Here is a 15606-nt window from a genome sequence, read left to right as displayed (position 1 = left end):
AATGATTGATAGTCATTGTCCGCTTTTTTTATGTCTTTTTACAGCCGTCACAGTTTGCAGGCGTCACAGTCGCTCAGTATAGATATAACGGCTCAGCTATCGTGACTATTAATATAATGCTTCATGACTCGCAGCTCTTGTAGCTGCTCCTCGTCTATTTGCGCCAGTAGTCTATCCAAACGCTGTTCAATATTATCTAAAACACTCTGCAATAACTCACTAGCCTCTAACCTCTTTTCGCTATTCTCATTAGTGACATTTATATCCGTTAATTGATAATGAGTAGCTAGCATTTCGGGTAACCGTGTTTGCAGCATTTTATTCAATACAAACTGCGCTTCTGTTATCGCTGGTGTCTTATTCTGAGTTTGTAATGCTACTTGATAAGCGTAATAGCTGCTTACTTTTTCATCGATACGTTTTAACTGGCGCAGTTTCTGCTCTGACAATGTTTTTAAGTGCTGTTTATTTAACGTTAACTGCTGCCAACTTAATGTGGCTAATGACAAGGGCGCATTGTAATCCTGATACGTGAGTACACCAGGTGAGATACCGACGGCTTTATGAAAAGCTTGCCAGCCTTTTCTACCTAGATAAAAGGTAGTGACGGTCGTTACAATACCGATGCCTATTAAGATACTCATATACGCTTGCTCTTTACCCTTTTACCATTCAACTTTGTATTTACAGCTTAATGTCTTTAGCGCTCACATTTTCGCCAGTTGGGCTTTCAATCGCTTGGATGTTTACATCACTGCTCGCATCATTATTGGCATTGCTATCGGGCTTTTGAATATCTGTATTGCTAGCAGGATTGTTAAAACGTTTTTGGAGATAGCGATTGGTTGCAAGTAGTTTTTGACCGTCTTGATGATATGATGCGTTGAGCAGGTCATCGAACTGTGTGTTAATTGTCTTAAGCACGTCTAACAAGGCTTCTTTGCCCGTGACATTAGAATGCTTAATTTTGGTAGTGTCAGCAAGCGAGTCCTCCGTCACATCTAAATCATGCAAGCGGCGATAGTCAGAGAGGGCTTGTGGCACGTGCCTATCCATGAGGTTCTGAATCATAATATAAGTTTCGTTGACGGTATCCTTATCATCAATCTTTCCATCATTATTGGTATCGCCATACATGACACGCAACTTTTCACCCTTTGTATTAATTTGATCAAGAGCAGTCTTAACTTCGACAGGTAGGCTTTTTTCAGGTATATAACCCAGTTGCGGCATCGCCTTATATTCGAGCATTTTGGGTGCTGTGACTTTTTTAATGCCACGGTAACCTAGATATAATCCAGCCGCTGGCAACAGCCCATACAGAACAAACATTACGAACATCGCAGTCATTTGGGTCATTATATTGTCCTTATTACTTATCAGAATGTCGTGGCTGATTTCTTATGGTTGTTATTATTAAACAAAAAAATAAGGCTCTATTAAAGCCCTATATTGTTATGCATTGGGTCGATTGTGTTTTTTGATAATACTTAACCTTTGCAAGTGTACGAGAGAAAGTGTCATCAGCAAAAATTTAACTTTGCGTACGGCTCTTCACATAACGGTGGGTTGAGGCAAGGCGGTTCAAAACTGTCTGATGCAATTCATCCAATAGTTCGTCAAGCTCATAATCAATCTCTAAGAACAAATCTGTCAGCATATCACCAGCAGTCATCTTGCCCTGCACCATATTATTTTTGGTACGATGCGGACTAAAGCGTTGTAGCTGCTCATAATGATGTAATGCTTCAGGAATACTTTCGGATACTAATTTATCGATGACGAACTGACGCTCATTGTGTTGCTGCTGTTGCTGTTCGTTCAGCTCACTACTCCATTCACGATAACGCTTTAGCTTACCGTTGATACGGTCTAGTATCGCAACGGCTTCAATAGGCATGGCATTTAGGGTGGCCTCATCAACCACATCAACAAGCTCAGTCATAATCGGACAACGTCCATGTTTGAGATACCACAAGGTATCTGGGTCAAAAGGCGGTCTATTGGTTGGGCGCATTTGAGCACGATTACTCAGATAGCGATCAGTCAAAGGCGTGGATGATTGGCTATCACTTACTTGTGCCAACGCATCACATATGCGGTTTACACGTTCAGGCGGAGTTAGTGTAGAACACTCTTGTACTGCGTGATTGCTATCATTATCGGCAGCAGCAGCCTGTTCATGATTGACGCTCATCTCCTGAGCATTCTTTGCTGCCAATGTCGGTAGGTCATCTTGAGCTTGCCCAAATGACTGTAGCATTCTTGTCAAACTGACTACCATGACTTGCTCTGCCCCTCGTCTATTACACTCACATTGTGCGCATATTGCATACATTCATTCAATAGCGTATCTTAGCAGGTTTTTGCTGGCCTGCCAGTAAGCAAAATGTCACCATTCCTACACTCCAACCGTTAAGCACCGTATTATGAATGCTCCCGATTATATTTCTGGCTTCCTACTTGGGCTATCTCTCATCATTGCTATTGGTTCCCAAAACGCCTTTGTACTCAAACAAGGTCTCAAACGCGAACACATATTTTTTGTTTGTTTGTTTTGTGCGGTGAGCGATGCGTTTTTAATCTCAGCAGGTGTTGGTGGTTTTGGTGCAGTCACAGCTCGCTATCCTCACGTTATAGATATCGCAAAAATAGCAGGCGTTATATTTTTATTAGGATATGGTTTACAGAGTTTGTATGCCAGCGTACGTGTGTCACACGCTTTGACTGTCGAAGGACAAGTCGTCACTAGCTTAAAAAAAGCCTTGTTACTATGCTTTGGCTTTACTTGGTTAAACCCGCACGTCTATCTAGACACATTGGTACTCGTCGGCATGGTCTCTACGGGTGCAAGCAGTAAATTGACGTTTGCCACAGGTGCAATTAGCGCCTCGTTCTTTTTCTTCTTTGCGCTTGGGTATGGTGCGCGATTACTCAGGCCTCTATTTGAGAAGCCTAAGGCATGGAACATACTGGATGCTTTGGTAGGGTTACTGATGCTGTATCTGGCTTGGCATTTGTATCAAGGCTGATGGATATATGACTGAGAAATGATAGATAAGCTGAGTGTTGAATAAAATGAATGACGTTGATATCCGCTAACCACTGTATAAATATATATGGTTAGCGGTAATATTGTATTGATCGTTTACATCAAGCTAGGAAAAAGCGTACGCAGACCATTGACGATAATTTCGATAGAAACGGCTGCCAATAGCATACCCATGATTCGGCTCATAATGTTCAAGCCAGTATCGCCTAGTAAGCGACTGATACGACCTGCCGCCATCAATGCTAAGTAGCAAAACAGACTGATAAATAAGCCAGCAATCAAAATGGCAGATACCTGCAAAATACCTGATACTTGTGAAGAATAAATAATAACCGTAGAGATACCACCAGGCCCAATCATCATCGGAATCGCGAGGGGAACCACGGCAGCTGCCATTGAGACTGGTGCATCTTTCACATGATCAACATCGAAGTTCTCTTGATCAGGTTTAACAGGGTTACCCTCTCCATTCATCATATTTAGGGCAATTAAAAACACCAATATACCGCCTGCCAACTGGAACGAGCCGATAGAAATACCAAGGGTTTTTAGTAGCGTTTCACCTGCAATCGTAAAAAAGCTGATAGTGATAAAAATGGTCAGACAAGCAACGCGCGCGACCTTACGTCGATTGTTCATCGAATAGCCGCGAGTCAAATCTAAAAATAACGTCAATGCGCTAAATGGATTGATCAATACCATAAAGGCTAGGATTATCTTGATAATTTCAGTATTCACTGAGCGCTCGCTTGTCTATTGATACCGCTTGTGCAAAAAGATAAGGTCATCGTGCGAGTGCAACGATGACCCAATAGGCAACTAAAAATAGCATTGTAGCATAGGCAGATAAGCTAATAAAATCATTAACTTTGCGCCGTTACGCCTATATGTCACCTTAGTAAAGCTTCAGTGCAAAAACAAGCATTTAACAGGTTGTTAGTAAAAGCTATCAGTATAAATTACCGATCTATTAACTCGGTGATAGCCCTTGTCATAAAATCTAGCGTATGTATCGCTATTGGTCTTTATTACGTCTGTACTTAGGCACTAAAATCCAGACCGATATCCAAAGCAGTAGTACTATGCGTCAAATAACCCATCGCGATAAAATCAACCCCTGTACTTGCTGCCGCTTGTACCGTTTCAGGCGTAATACCACCTGAGGCTTCAGTCTTTGCTCGACCCTGACACATAGCAACCGCTTTCGACAACGTTTCAGGCGACATGTTGTCTAATAGCACTAAACTCACACCTGCATCGAGCGCTTGCTCTAATTGCTCTAGCGTATCGACTTCGACCTCAATAGGAATCAAATGCCCAGCAAACTTCTGTGCTTGCTGAATGGCTGTTTTTATATCACCAGCAATGGCGATATGATTGTCTTTAATTAAAATCGCATCATCTAACCCCAAGCGATGATTACGTCCGCCGCCGCAGCGTACGGCGTATTTTTGTACAATACGTAAGCCTGGAATGGTCTTACGCGTACAAGTAATTTGCGCAGGATATTGCGCCACACTATCGACAATTTGACGTGTCGCTGTCGAAATACCGCTGAGATGGGTCATAAAGTTCAGTGCCGTGCGTTCTGCTGTCAACAAGTGACGCGCGTTACCTTTTACGGTTGCTAACACTGCGCCAGCCTCTACTGTTTCTCCATCCTGTACTTGTGCAATAAACTCGATTTGTGCATCGACTAAGGCAAAAGACAAACGTGCCAAATCGATACCACATATCACGCCCGCTTGCCGCGCCTTGATCTGTAGCTGCGCTTGCATATCAGCTGGGATAGTAGCTTGTGAGGTTACATCACCACGCCTACCCAAATCTTCAGTTAGTGCATTATCAACCAATGGTTTAAGCAATACGTCATCCAATGCTGGCTCTTTTTCAATTGTCATCTTTGACCCTTATCTAGGCATGATATTGATAGAAACTGCTCGTTATTTAAACTCAAAATGAGCATAAATATAGCGTAAAGTTAGCGCCCCTGCAAGGAAAGGTGACAAATTTTTCGTTTTACAAACCGATTTAGAGACAAAACGGACTGGTTTGAAACGACTACTTGCGCTTAGGAAGTTTGCTGTCCATCAATAAACTCTGTAATTCAATATCATGACGGAAGCGATATAGCTTGGCAGGACGACCGCGCTGAGCAGTGCTACTTTCTCCTGTCTCCATTACCAAGTTTTGTGAATCAAGCAAACGACGAAAGTTTTGCTTGTGCAAGCGCACTCCTGATAATGCCTCAACACTCTGTTGCAACTGCGATAAGGTGAAGACGTCTGGCATCAGACCAAAAATAAGCGGTCTATATTCAATCTTCGCACGCAGTCTTGAGATAGCAGTAGCAATCACGCGACGGTGATCGTAATACATGGGTACACCTATGCGCTGTGACCAGTCCTCTGGCAAGGCAACAGCCTGATAATTGGGCGGATAATTAGGGGCTTCGGGTATCAGACCTGCTTCATAAAGCATCTCATAGCGTAGTAATACATGCTCTGCAATCCATTCTCTACTTTCATTATCGTGTTCGTGGACTGATTGACTGTCAGTGAGTTTACCACTTGTCAAAAACGCTTCGTCCAGCCCCCAACACAGGCCAATGCGCTGACGCCTGCGCTGTTGGACAATCGAGTCGTTGGCAGTATTGGCCCATTCGAGTAGTGCTGGCACGATAAAGTCCATAATGATACTGGGCATACCGTCCAGATGATTTTCCCATGGGAAGTAATCATACCAATCTCGCCAGAGTGCTTTGCTTTGGAGTGCTTGTATTTGCGTCTCTTGCACCAAGCCCAAATAACTCACATACACCAACGCATGACCGTCGATGTTACGTCTATTGGTATCGACAAAGGTATACAACTGTTCCAAATATCCGAGCGGTTGCTGTGTTTGCTCCTCTACCCACTGACGTACGCCCGCTTGTAGCGAGCGATGTAGCGGCATAAGTGGGCCATTTGGCAATAGCTTGCCTTGGTCAACGGTTAGAACGCGCGCGATATGATCAGTGATAGCGACCAATACGGCGACCACTTCTGTCGTGCCGCTACCTTGCTGGTGCGCATGTGAATAAGACAACGTCATGGCTTTGAGAATTATCCTTTTTTTCTGAAATGTGAAAGGCTATTGGGGTTAATAGCTATGGTATGGCTTAGTATAGCTCGAATCTAAAACTATCATAGTCTGTGGTTGTAAGTATGAAAAATCAATAACGATAAATAGTCATAAGGGGCATGAACTAGCACCATTTTCAAGCTCAGTACGGCTTAATTACACATCACTTTTAGCACTAAAACCTAATCTCTTGACTTATTGAGTATAAAAAACCACTTGTAATTATGCTCAAAATGAGCATAATTAAGGTAACTTATAAATTTGTTATGCCCAATTACCTATTTTTTAGCTCATACATTTATCGTTATTGCACCAAAAAAGGCTGCCATTATGAAAAAATATCCTTACGACGCACCTATCATGAGTACGGACAATCGCATCGCCACTCAGATGAATATTGAATATGCCAAGGCTAAAATGCCAGCAGACTTGCCTCGCGCTGAACGCATCGTGGTTGAAGAAAATATCAAGAAGCTACTGAAAGAGAATAATGCCGTACTGGTAGCACACTACTATGTCGACCCTTTTATCCAAGACTTGGCATTGGCAACCGGTGGCTGCGTCGGTGACTCACTTGAAATGGCTCGGTTTGGACAAGCTCATAGCGCTCAGACTTTGGTCGTCGCTGGTGTGCGCTTCATGGGTGAATCGGCAAAAATATTAAGCATGGAAAAGACCGTCCTCATGCCAGATTTAGAAGCCGAATGTTCGCTTGATTTGGGCTGCCCTGCTGACGAGTTTTCAGCATTTTGTGATGCCCATCCTGAACGTACTGTGGTCGTCTACGCCAATACCAGCGCCGCAGTAAAAGCGAGAGCTGATTGGGTGGTCACCTCATCTGTCGGTATCGACATCGTTCGTCACTTACATGCCCAAGGTGAGCCGATTATTTGGGGCCCTGACCGTCATTTAGGCAAATACATCGCTCGTGAGACTGGTGCAGATATGCTGCTGTGGCAAGGGGCTTGCTTGGTACATAACGAATTTAAAGCCACTGAGCTAATGCAATTAAAAGAGGAACATCCAGAGGCCAAAGTCTTGGTACATCCTGAGTCACCTGATAGTGTGGTTGAACTAGCCGATGTGGTCGGCTCGACTAGCAAGCTTTTGCAATCAACGTATGAGATGGATGCTGATACCTTTATCGTCGCTACTGACTTGGGCATATTGCACGAGATGCAAAAACGCTCGCCAAACAAGCGATTCTTGGCCGCACCGACTGCTGGTGAGAGTGCAAGCTGTAAGAGCTGTGCGTTTTGTCCTTGGATGGCAATGAACGGTCTAAAAGGTATTGAGCAGTGCTTAACCAATCAAAGCGGTGAAGTACTAATGACACCTGAGCTGGCAGTAGCAGCTAAGAAACCATTACAACGGATGCTCGATTTTGCTGAAGCACAAAAGCAACGCGTAGCCGCCAGTGGCGACATTGTAAAAGACCGTGCGCTGTTCGCTAACGTTGGGGCAGCCTAGCATGAGTCAGTCGCATTCAGTTGATTGTTCCAACACCACTAATTATACAAATAATAGGAGCAGCAGTGATATGAGTAATATTATAAAAACTGATGTTCTTATTATTGGGGCTGGTCTGGCAGGTTTGAGCACCGCACTATCTCTGCCGAAATCGCTGAATATCACTGTTTTAAGCAAAGCGGCACTTGAGGTTTGCTCAAGTCACTACGCTCAAGGTGGTATCGCAGCTAGCTTAGACAAAGCAGACTCTGTGACTGATCATGTCGCTGATACCTTAATCGCTGGCGCAGGATTGTGTGCGACGGACAATACTGCCCGTATCTTGGGTGCAGGACAGCAAGCGGTGCAGTGGCTATGCGAGCAAGGTGTGCCATTTACTCAATCTACTTTAACTAAAGAAAATGATAATACACCTGATTTTGCAGTCTTAAAAACCAGTGACTTACACTTGACCAAAGAAGGTGGTCATGGCTGTAGACGCGTGGCTCATGCGGATGATGCAACGGGTCGACACGTGATGGACGCATTAACCATCAAAGCACAGACTGCAATCAATATCACTATCTTGCCTTATCATGAAGCATTGGAATTACTAACTTCACCTATGATTAGCCGATCTTCTTTTAGCATGGACGCTAGCGAGATTAGACATTGCCGAGGGGCGCTGGTCTTTGATCATGTCAATGAGCGCCAACTCACCATTCATAGTGCGGCTGTTGTACTGGCTAGTGGTGGCTTAGGTCAGTTATTTAAGCGTGCCAGCGCGCCTAACGTCTGTGTTGGTGATGGCGTCATGATGGCATGGCAGGCAGGCTGTCGTTTGGCAAATTTAGAATTTATTCAATTTCACCCGACGGGTCTAGCATTAGATGACAGCAGTTTTTTGATATCTGAAGCGTTACGCGGTGAAGGTGGACGACTCTATTGCCCAAAGACTGGTACGCGCTTTATGTTAGACGTTGATGAGCGCGCTGAATTGGCGCCACGCGATATCGTCGCTCGAGCAATAGCCAATCAGATTAGTAGTAACGGACTTGGCTACGTGCACCTTGATGTCAGTCACTTGCCAGCTGCATTTATACAAGCGCATTTCCCGCAGATTTATCAGACGCTGCTAGCACTCGGTATCGATATGACGACAGACCCTATTCCGGTCGCTCCGACTGCCCATTATAGTTGTGGCGGCGTGGTGACTGATGCCAATGGATTGACCGATATTGCAGGGCTGTATGCAGCAGGTGAAGTTGCTTATACAGGGCTACATGGGGCCAACCGTTTAGCAAGTAATTCATTGTTGGAGTGTGTGGTAGTTGGTCGCAACATTGCCGCCAACTTACCTCATTATTTGACAAAATTGGAACGCTTAAAGAACTTAGAAGCTTTAGAGAAAACGGCTGAAGCTTTAGAAAAAATGGCGCAGCCACACACGACTGCCTATTATGAACTGCATCAGTTAGCTGCCGATATTTGGCAATCTCCGACATTAGAAAACACGCAATTTTTTATTTTGCCATCTTCCAAGCAGTCATCGTATCCAACTTATGTCGATAAGGCGTTTCATTCTGACGTAGCTATTGCAGAGATAACTATAGCGTTGAAAGCTCTTTTGACAGCCAATATGGGCATTACACGTAGTGCCAAACAATTAGAGCAAGCATTGCGACAAATTGAGCAGTGGCAAGAGTCAATCGAACATACTGAGATCATGTTATCTGATACGAGCAGTGGAACTCCTACTACTAACAGTGAGCTTGCCATTTTTCAATTGGTGAGGCAATTAGCGTTAGCAACGATGATTGTCCAATCGGCTTATCAGCGTTTTGAGAGTCGCGGTGGGCATTATCGTGAGGATTATCCTAACTTAGCTGAAACGCCTTTAACCAGTATCATTTTGCCATCAAGAAACGCTACGCTTAACTCCTTTTCGCACGTTATAGAAGACGAGCGTTATCCGATACCTGTCGCTGACCATATTTAAGCGTACGACAGATAATAGCCAAACCCATCAAGAGCGATATCTAACACTATAGTTTCTAGTACTATAGTTAAAGAAGCATTTAAGCTATCATTATGGATAGGCTTAAAATATTACCTCTTCTTTGAGTGTCCATGGTATGGCTTCTGATATTGTGTTTGTGATTGCTCTGATGATAATCGTCAGTTTGGCTTGGAGTGTACTTGCCGTACCTCGTCTGCGCAAACGCTTGCCAAAAATCTATTTGATAGCACGCTCGTGGTGGTTGATGCTCGCCGCGCTCTGCACTTGCTATGTGATTGCAAAAATAACGAACGATACGCAAGGTTCTCATTTGCAAGCATATCCCTATCAATGGCTGCTCATTTTATTTTTTATATTAATTGGTCTACGCGGCAGCTACGAGATTAAACGCCTATGGTGTTTACGCAGTAAAGCCGTACTCATTCATAAACTCCAAGCGCAAGGTTTACAGCCAAGTACGCTCCTACTACCGAAGACCTATCTCAATCTGACTCAACACTATACGCGGCTCAACTCCTTAGATCTGCTACTGAGTGTTGCATTCATCTCACTCATCATTAGCCTTATTGTCTTGCAGCGATTGACCTGGCAACGCGAACAGCATGGCGTTTTACTCTTCGTATTATTTGCCAGTCAGTTTAATGATATTGCCCAATATCTATGTGGGCGACTGCTTGGACGTAAGCTGTTTAAACGAGGTCTAGCGCCGACTATTAGCCCGAATAAAAGCATTGAAGGTGCTATCTTTGGCAGTTTAATTGCGGCAATCTTGGCAGCAGTATTAGGTCTTTGGCTTACCCCCTTTACTTGGTGGATCTGTCTATTAGCTGCCTATGGCTTGGCGGTAAGTGGTATTTTTGGCGATCTATTAGAATCAGCCTTTAAGCGCCAGCACGGGGTGAAAGACACCGGAACGATGCTCGCTGGTCATGGTGGGGTATTAGATCGGATAGACAGTTTGCTGATTGGAGTGCCAGTATTTACCCTACTCTACTGGTTATTTGGTTAGATCTAGTCAAAACATTGATAGACATGCTATCTGGCTTTATCCAGTTTACTGCGCAATATCCAATTGAGCACAGGCTTAGGTAAATGATTTAAGGCACTCGTGATATAGCGCATCGAGCGTGGGAATATCGCCAGTTCTACGTCATCTTCAATCGCTTGCATAATATGATTAACCGCCGCTTGCGTGCTCATAATAAATGGCTTATGACTAGCATCGCCATTGTTTAAATCGCGTAATGCTTGAGTATCAATATAGCCTGAAGCAATACAGTTTACTTGTATATCATAAGGTGCAAGTGCTGCCCGATAAGCGCTAGCCGTAGCAATCATTGCACGCTTGCTTTTTGCATAAAGGCTGGCATAAGGATAATCTATCGTACCTGCGATAGAGGCAATACAAATGAGGCTAGGTCTGCCACCCTTAGTCAAATCCAACGCCTGACGCGGTTGTTTTAACTGCTGCTTCAACTGACTGCTTGCCCATCTAAAAACTTGCTCAAACGCCTGTAAATTGATCGCTAGCATTTGGTCGCTATCGGCTTTATTTAAGTGATGGATACGCTCATTGGTATAGCTACCAGCACTATAGATCAGTCTTTGAAAACTAATACCTGACAAACTGTCTAATAACGTTCGCGTTTGACTTGGGTCAGTTAAATCGCATACATAAGTCACAGTAGCAGGATGCTGGCTGTTGATATCGGTTATCTTTGCTGCGCTACTACCAACAACGCTCACCTGCCAGCCAAGCGTCTGATGATTCAGCGCTAATGCCAAGCCAAGGCCACTCGTACCACCAACGATAATAATATGCGGCGCATGGTTTTTAGTGATATCTTTTGCGAGGTTTTTCATAATTTATGCTGCTGTATATAGTCGACCGTACGCTGATAGCCATATTGCCATTGCGCCTGCATTTGCTGCACAAAGCCATCGTAATCACTGTGTATTAGCTCAACGGTCATTTGCTTTAGGTTAAAACGCTTTTGCACATTTTGCCCTCTCAGTTGCTGCTCGTTATCTGCAAATGGTAACCAATGTAGCTGACGGTTGTTGCTAGCCGCCGTATTAATGTGCGACGATACCTCCATCGGTTGATAACCGTGTACTGCTGCCAATCGCCTATTAGGATCAAAACCAAAAACACGCTGAATCGCGGGAGCAGCCAGCCATGGGTCATAACCTGCCTTAGTCTCTGCAAATACGCTGTTACCCAACTGACAGGCTAGCTCAATTGGTGTCAGATTAATCACACCTCCTAAACACCAGCCAAGCTCTGTGATATGTGTGGGCGGCAGATAGTACATGTCAGCCATAGAAGCGCGGATCACTGGGGCAAAATCCCATTGTGTTTGAACCTTTACAGAAGGGTGTATGCGCCCGTTTGCAAATGTGTGCGCAGGCGATGTCATTTGCCCGTCGGCCAGACCTGATACAAAATTTGGCAAATTTGCTAAGCGCGGCGGCGCAAATAACAACTCTTGCAGTGCGAGTTTTTCACTATACAAACCATCAGTAGGTAATTGATACAATCGACTGGCAATGATAGCTATCTCTGGTGTTGCTTTATCAGTATTGCTAATATCATTATTACTAGTAGCAAACTGCGACAGCTCATCTAGCCAGTACTGATCGTTATCGATACGAAACATCGCCAACTGCTGTAACTCATTTAACAGTCGCTCGTAGCTGTCTGCTTGACGTTGTCTTTGTCCATTATCCCTTTGCTTTGATAACCGCCAACGTTTGAGTGCATGGGTCATATAGCGCAGCTTTAGACGTTTATTGGCTTCATCTGGCGCGACATGTCTGATGGCAGTGATAACGCGATACAACTCACGGCTGCACATCAACGCTTGCAAATCTTTAGGGTCAGGCGCAAGTTGCACCAGGTAAGCGGATAAGCTCCCACCGCAAGTACCGACAATAATATCTGGCGTCAAACCATGCGCCACTAGGGCGGCATAGCTGCCTAAGTAATAGCCAAAACGTGAGCCTCCCCCTGAAAAAATCTGAACACGTTCGTAAGGCTTAACGCGGTTATTATTCATTTATTACTTATCATCGATTGGTGTCGTTTTGATCGCTAATGACACGGTAAAGATACCAAAACGGTCGATACGCATGGCGACTTTCTTAAAGCCAGCACGCTCAACCAATTGATCCATCTCGGCTTGCGAGCGACAACGCATCACCCAACTGCTACCACGGTGATTGTTCAACGTCTTACTGATAAACTCTTGCTCAGGGTGCCACGGTTGGTTGGTATAAATCAGATAACCGCCCGATTTTAAACTGTCATAGATACCTGCCAAAGCCGTCGCTGGTAGCGTATTATCAGAGAACAGTTCAAATAACCCAGAGGCAATAGCAAGATCTGATTTTTTAGTATCGGTGCTAGTGTCATTCGTATGTACATCAATATAACTAGTAGGATCAAAGGCGTCCTTTTGACTGGTCACGACTCGACTACTCATGGCCAAACGTTTCGCCTTTGCGTGCAATGCTTGAATATTATGCATTTCATAATCACGCAACTCAGCCTGCAAATCTGTAAACTCTGTCAGTAGATCAAATGCATAAAAACCATGTCCACTAGCAATATCTAACAGTTTTGGTTGGTATGGTTTATTACTACTTCGGTTTTTATCTTCAATATCTGTAAATGCTAAGCGTGCCAATTCCAATATGTGCTCACGGCGAATACGAATACCTTGCCAGCCGATATTATTTAAATAAAACTTATCGACTGCCTGTCCGAATTTATTCTGACCGCTGGGCTTATTGTAATAGACATGATCCAGCGAATGGCCAGAATCAAATCCATGTTCAAGCCCTGTGGCAATCGCGTCGCTGACATGACCAAATTTCTGCATCGCAAAACGAGTAATTGCAAAGTTTGGATTGAATGGTTTAATCGCCAAACGATCCACCTTATCTTTACTGGCACTGTTTAAGTGAGCGGTACTCAAATCAGGGGCTTGGACTGGTGTGCTAAATACTTGCTCAGCAAACTCAATACAGTCGGCAAAGACGTCGGCTTTATTAGTCTCATGAAAAATTGCATGGTAGCTGTCTGGATACAACTGCCAGCGTTTGATCGGTGTGTTAATCGCTTCATAAAATGTGCGCTCAGCCTGTTTATCGACCACATAATCCTTGCCTGCACATAAGACAAACGTCGGTACGGTGATAGCACCAGCATCATCGAGTAGACGCTGACCCGTTGCATGGGTATCAATGAGTAAGTCGGTCGAGATACTGTTGGAGATTAACGGATCAGCATTGTAGGCTTGCTGCGCGTCCTTATCATGAGTCAGTACTTGTGCTTTAACATAGCTGCTGACACGTGACATCAGACCTAGCGTACGTGCAACCTTTAGCGATGGTATGGCAAAGGGCAGATACAGACGAATACTCAAAGCAGGAGTGCCAAGTATCATGCCGCGAATATTGGGTGCGTAATCGTGTACCCATGCTGCTGCCAATACCGCGCCGATACTACTGGCGACAATCAGCGTGTCTTCGATAGCAATGCCTGTTTGTCCAATCACCAATTGCACAAAACCCTCTAAATCTCGCTCAAGCTCCGTGACACTCTCTGCATGATCTTTTATACCCCCTGAGCGCCCATTACCGCGCGCATCCCAAGCGAATACTTGATAGCCAGCTGTTGCAAACTGCTCTCCTAGCTCTGCCAATCGTCCCGAATGCTCATGTCCTCGGTGCAATAAAATAACTTGGCGCAACGGTTGGTTGGCTTGCTTAATATCTTCTAAAGGCATCGTTAGCCAATAGCGATAATAAATAGCCGTGCCATCGTAAGCGTTATAACAGCTCTCACCATTGATGATTTTAGATGCAGGCAAGTCAAAATCAACACTGGCCTGTTCTTCGAATTTTTGACTATCAACGGTTGTGGTTGGCATTTCTTTGAACTCCAATGGGCGAGCGTTATCAGTAGAAGTATTTGGCAAAACAACAGTAAGAGATAGTGAGTTGTTTGTTGACTCACCCAGTACGGATCGCAGCTCAGGTGGGTTACGCATCAAGTATAACTCTGTCATATAACGTAGTCGATTGAGACAGGTCTTTAGTAGCATTATCTCTGTTAGTATAAATAATTGACCCATTTTGATAGCAGGTAAAGCCACCTGCGTTTTAGTACTTACTGGCGCTTTGGCTCTAATGCCCATAAACGCACCAAGCATACCTAATAAGAAGGCACGATCGCTTTTACCCAAAGGCCCTTGATTAGCACGAACACCTAACATGGTATTACTAGTAACGCCTAACAGCTCGGTGCCAATACTAAGGGCGATCAGAGCAGTGATATGATGCTGAGAAGTTGATATATTCGTTGGCAAATTGGCTGTTAACGTCTGCCGCTCTTTATCATTGATATAATGGGTCAGAATATGAGGGGTCAGGCTCGCTAATAGCGCCGTATCGGCAACCATATCACCTACCTCGTTTAACACAGCTCCTAGCCTTGATACCTGGCCATGTTCACGCGCCATCATGCCATCGATGGCATTGAGTGCCATACGTACAAACAATGATGATGGTAATAAAAGCCACAGCCGCTGCTGTTCAGCCGCTGGTTTGGCAATGATATATGCAGTACCGATACTTAATAAAACAGCGGATACTGTCACTTGATTAGCGGTAACATTTTGCTCAACCAGCGCATTACTCATCGGGCGTAGTTGATTTTGAAACTGAGTTTTGAGCTGATATAGCGACATGAGTCTAGCCAAATATTTTCAGTACTTTAATGTAGCAACAAAAGTTTGTAAGGTAAAGAATTACAAAGCGCTCAAAAACGTTCAAACATTTTGAAAAAGATATTTATTATCATCATTATAAGCGTCCAGTTTTTCTATTTTAATTAACAACGACCAATGATTTACAATGAATCTCAATGGCTCATATCAGTATTGCTGACCTTATA

General features: G+C 44.1%; 13 protein-coding genes. 4 read left to right on the top strand and 9 right to left on the bottom strand.

Annotated features, from left to right (window positions below; translation table 11 throughout):
* Positions 1–92: 92 nt before the first annotated feature.
* From V6252_RS00235 to V6252_RS00225, 3 genes are all read right to left on the bottom strand, one after another.
* On the bottom strand, positions 93–644 hold the full coding sequence (locus tag V6252_RS00235) for a hypothetical protein (RefSeq protein WP_341608834.1): 552 nt from the start codon (positions 642–644) through the stop codon (positions 93–95).
* A gap of 40 nt (positions 645–684) precedes the next feature.
* Positions 685–1359 carry a hypothetical protein gene (locus tag V6252_RS00230; RefSeq protein ID WP_341608833.1) on the bottom strand — a complete coding sequence of 225 codons (675 nt, stop codon included), beginning with the start codon at positions 1357–1359 and terminating at the stop codon, positions 685–687.
* 175 nt (positions 1360–1534) lie between these two features.
* Positions 1535–2263 carry a hypothetical protein gene (locus tag V6252_RS00225; protein WP_341609145.1) on the bottom strand — a complete coding sequence of 243 codons (729 nt, stop codon included), beginning with the start codon at positions 2261–2263 and terminating at the stop codon, positions 1535–1537.
* A 166-nt stretch (positions 2264–2429) separates the two neighbouring features.
* On the opposite strand from V6252_RS00225, the gene V6252_RS00220 reads away from it, so the two are divergent.
* Positions 2430–3032: a LysE/ArgO family amino acid transporter gene (locus V6252_RS00220; RefSeq protein WP_341608832.1), complete on the top strand. Its 603-nt coding sequence runs from the start codon at positions 2430–2432 to the stop codon at positions 3030–3032.
* A 116-nt stretch (positions 3033–3148) separates the two neighbouring features.
* Here the strand turns inward: V6252_RS00220 and V6252_RS00215 are convergent, their stop codons facing one another.
* From V6252_RS00215 to V6252_RS00205, 3 genes are all read right to left on the bottom strand, one after another.
* Positions 3149–3790 carry a MarC family protein gene (locus V6252_RS00215; RefSeq protein ID WP_082624565.1) on the bottom strand — a complete coding sequence of 214 codons (642 nt, stop codon included), beginning with the start codon at positions 3788–3790 and terminating at the stop codon, positions 3149–3151.
* Between the two features lie 302 nt (positions 3791–4092).
* Positions 4093–4953, bottom strand: a complete 861-nt coding sequence (nadC, locus tag V6252_RS00210) for a carboxylating nicotinate-nucleotide diphosphorylase (RefSeq protein ID WP_341608831.1) — start codon at positions 4951–4953, stop codon at positions 4093–4095.
* 160 nt (positions 4954–5113) lie between these two features.
* Positions 5114–6145: an NUDIX hydrolase gene (locus tag V6252_RS00205; protein ID WP_296207406.1), complete on the bottom strand. Its 1032-nt coding sequence runs from the start codon at positions 6143–6145 to the stop codon at positions 5114–5116.
* A 360-nt stretch (positions 6146–6505) separates the two neighbouring features.
* Between V6252_RS00205 and nadA the strand changes: the two genes are divergently transcribed.
* The 3 genes from nadA to V6252_RS00190 all read left to right on the top strand — a co-directional run bounded on the left by nadA (position 6506) and on the right by V6252_RS00190 (position 10653).
* A complete protein-coding gene (nadA, locus tag V6252_RS00200) occupies positions 6506–7645 on the top strand; it encodes a quinolinate synthase NadA (RefSeq protein WP_425355830.1) in 1140 nt (379 codons plus the stop codon).
* 70 nt (positions 7646–7715) lie between these two features.
* Positions 7716–9623: an L-aspartate oxidase gene (gene nadB, locus V6252_RS00195; protein WP_341608830.1), complete on the top strand. Its 1908-nt coding sequence runs from the start codon at positions 7716–7718 to the stop codon at positions 9621–9623.
* A 136-nt stretch (positions 9624–9759) separates the two neighbouring features.
* Positions 9760–10653: a phosphatidate cytidylyltransferase gene (locus V6252_RS00190; RefSeq protein WP_341608829.1), complete on the top strand. Its 894-nt coding sequence runs from the start codon at positions 9760–9762 to the stop codon at positions 10651–10653.
* A gap of 26 nt (positions 10654–10679) precedes the next feature.
* On the opposite strand, the gene V6252_RS00185 is transcribed toward V6252_RS00190, so the two are convergent.
* From V6252_RS00185 to V6252_RS00175, 3 genes are read right to left on the bottom strand one after another with little or no spacing between them, the layout of a single operon-like run.
* Complete coding sequence (locus tag V6252_RS00185; RefSeq protein ID WP_341608828.1) at positions 10680–11507, bottom strand: SDR family NAD(P)-dependent oxidoreductase; 828 nt, start codon at positions 11505–11507, stop codon at positions 10680–10682.
* Positions 11504–12703, bottom strand: coding sequence for a patatin-like phospholipase family protein (locus tag V6252_RS00180; protein ID WP_341608827.1), 1200 nt, complete (start codon positions 12701–12703; stop codon positions 11504–11506). Before V6252_RS00180 ends, V6252_RS00185 begins: the two co-directional genes overlap by 4 nt.
* Before the next feature lie 3 nt (positions 12704–12706).
* Positions 12707–15400 carry an alpha/beta fold hydrolase gene (locus V6252_RS00175; RefSeq protein WP_341608826.1) on the bottom strand — a complete coding sequence of 898 codons (2694 nt, stop codon included), beginning with the start codon at positions 15398–15400 and terminating at the stop codon, positions 12707–12709.
* Positions 15401–15606: the final 206 nt, after the last annotated feature.

It is taken from the genome of Psychrobacter proteolyticus (assembly GCF_038155145.1).
Classification (GTDB): domain Bacteria; phylum Pseudomonadota; class Gammaproteobacteria; order Pseudomonadales; family Moraxellaceae; genus Psychrobacter; species Psychrobacter proteolyticus_B.
The sequence above is the reverse complement of the archived record's forward strand: the minus strand, read 5'-3'. Positions and strand labels throughout refer to the sequence as shown.

What these genes read in the sequence shown, in the direction of transcription:
- nadA (WP_425355830.1), top strand. Translation starts at nt 6,506, where the DNA reads ATGAAAAAATATCCTTACGACGCACCTATCATGAGTACGGACAATCGC.
- V6252_RS00205 (WP_296207406.1), bottom strand. Translation starts at nt 6,145, where the DNA reads ATGACGTTGTCTTATTCACATGCGCACCAGCAAGGTAGCGGCACGACA.
- V6252_RS00190 (WP_341608829.1), top strand. Translation starts at nt 9,760, where the DNA reads ATGGCTTCTGATATTGTGTTTGTGATTGCTCTGATGATAATCGTCAGT.
- nadC (WP_341608831.1), bottom strand. Translation starts at nt 4,953, where the DNA reads ATGACAATTGAAAAAGAGCCAGCATTGGATGACGTATTGCTTAAACCA.
- V6252_RS00230 (WP_341608833.1), bottom strand. Translation starts at nt 1,359, where the DNA reads ATGACCCAAATGACTGCGATGTTCGTAATGTTTGTTCTGTATGGGCTG.
- V6252_RS00220 (WP_341608832.1), top strand. Translation starts at nt 2,430, where the DNA reads ATGAATGCTCCCGATTATATTTCTGGCTTCCTACTTGGGCTATCTCTC.
- V6252_RS00180 (WP_341608827.1), bottom strand. Translation starts at nt 12,703, where the DNA reads ATGAATAATAACCGCGTTAAGCCTTACGAACGTGTTCAGATTTTTTCA.
- V6252_RS00185 (WP_341608828.1), bottom strand. Translation starts at nt 11,507, where the DNA reads ATGAAAAACCTCGCAAAAGATATCACTAAAAACCATGCGCCGCATATT.
- V6252_RS00175 (WP_341608826.1), bottom strand. Translation starts at nt 15,400, where the DNA reads ATGTCGCTATATCAGCTCAAAACTCAGTTTCAAAATCAACTACGCCCG.
- V6252_RS00235 (WP_341608834.1), bottom strand. Translation starts at nt 644, where the DNA reads ATGAGTATCTTAATAGGCATCGGTATTGTAACGACCGTCACTACCTTT.
- V6252_RS00225 (WP_341609145.1), bottom strand. Translation starts at nt 2,263, where the DNA reads ATGCTACAGTCATTTGGGCAAGCTCAAGATGACCTACCGACATTGGCA.
- nadB (WP_341608830.1), top strand. Translation starts at nt 7,716, where the DNA reads ATGAGTAATATTATAAAAACTGATGTTCTTATTATTGGGGCTGGTCTG.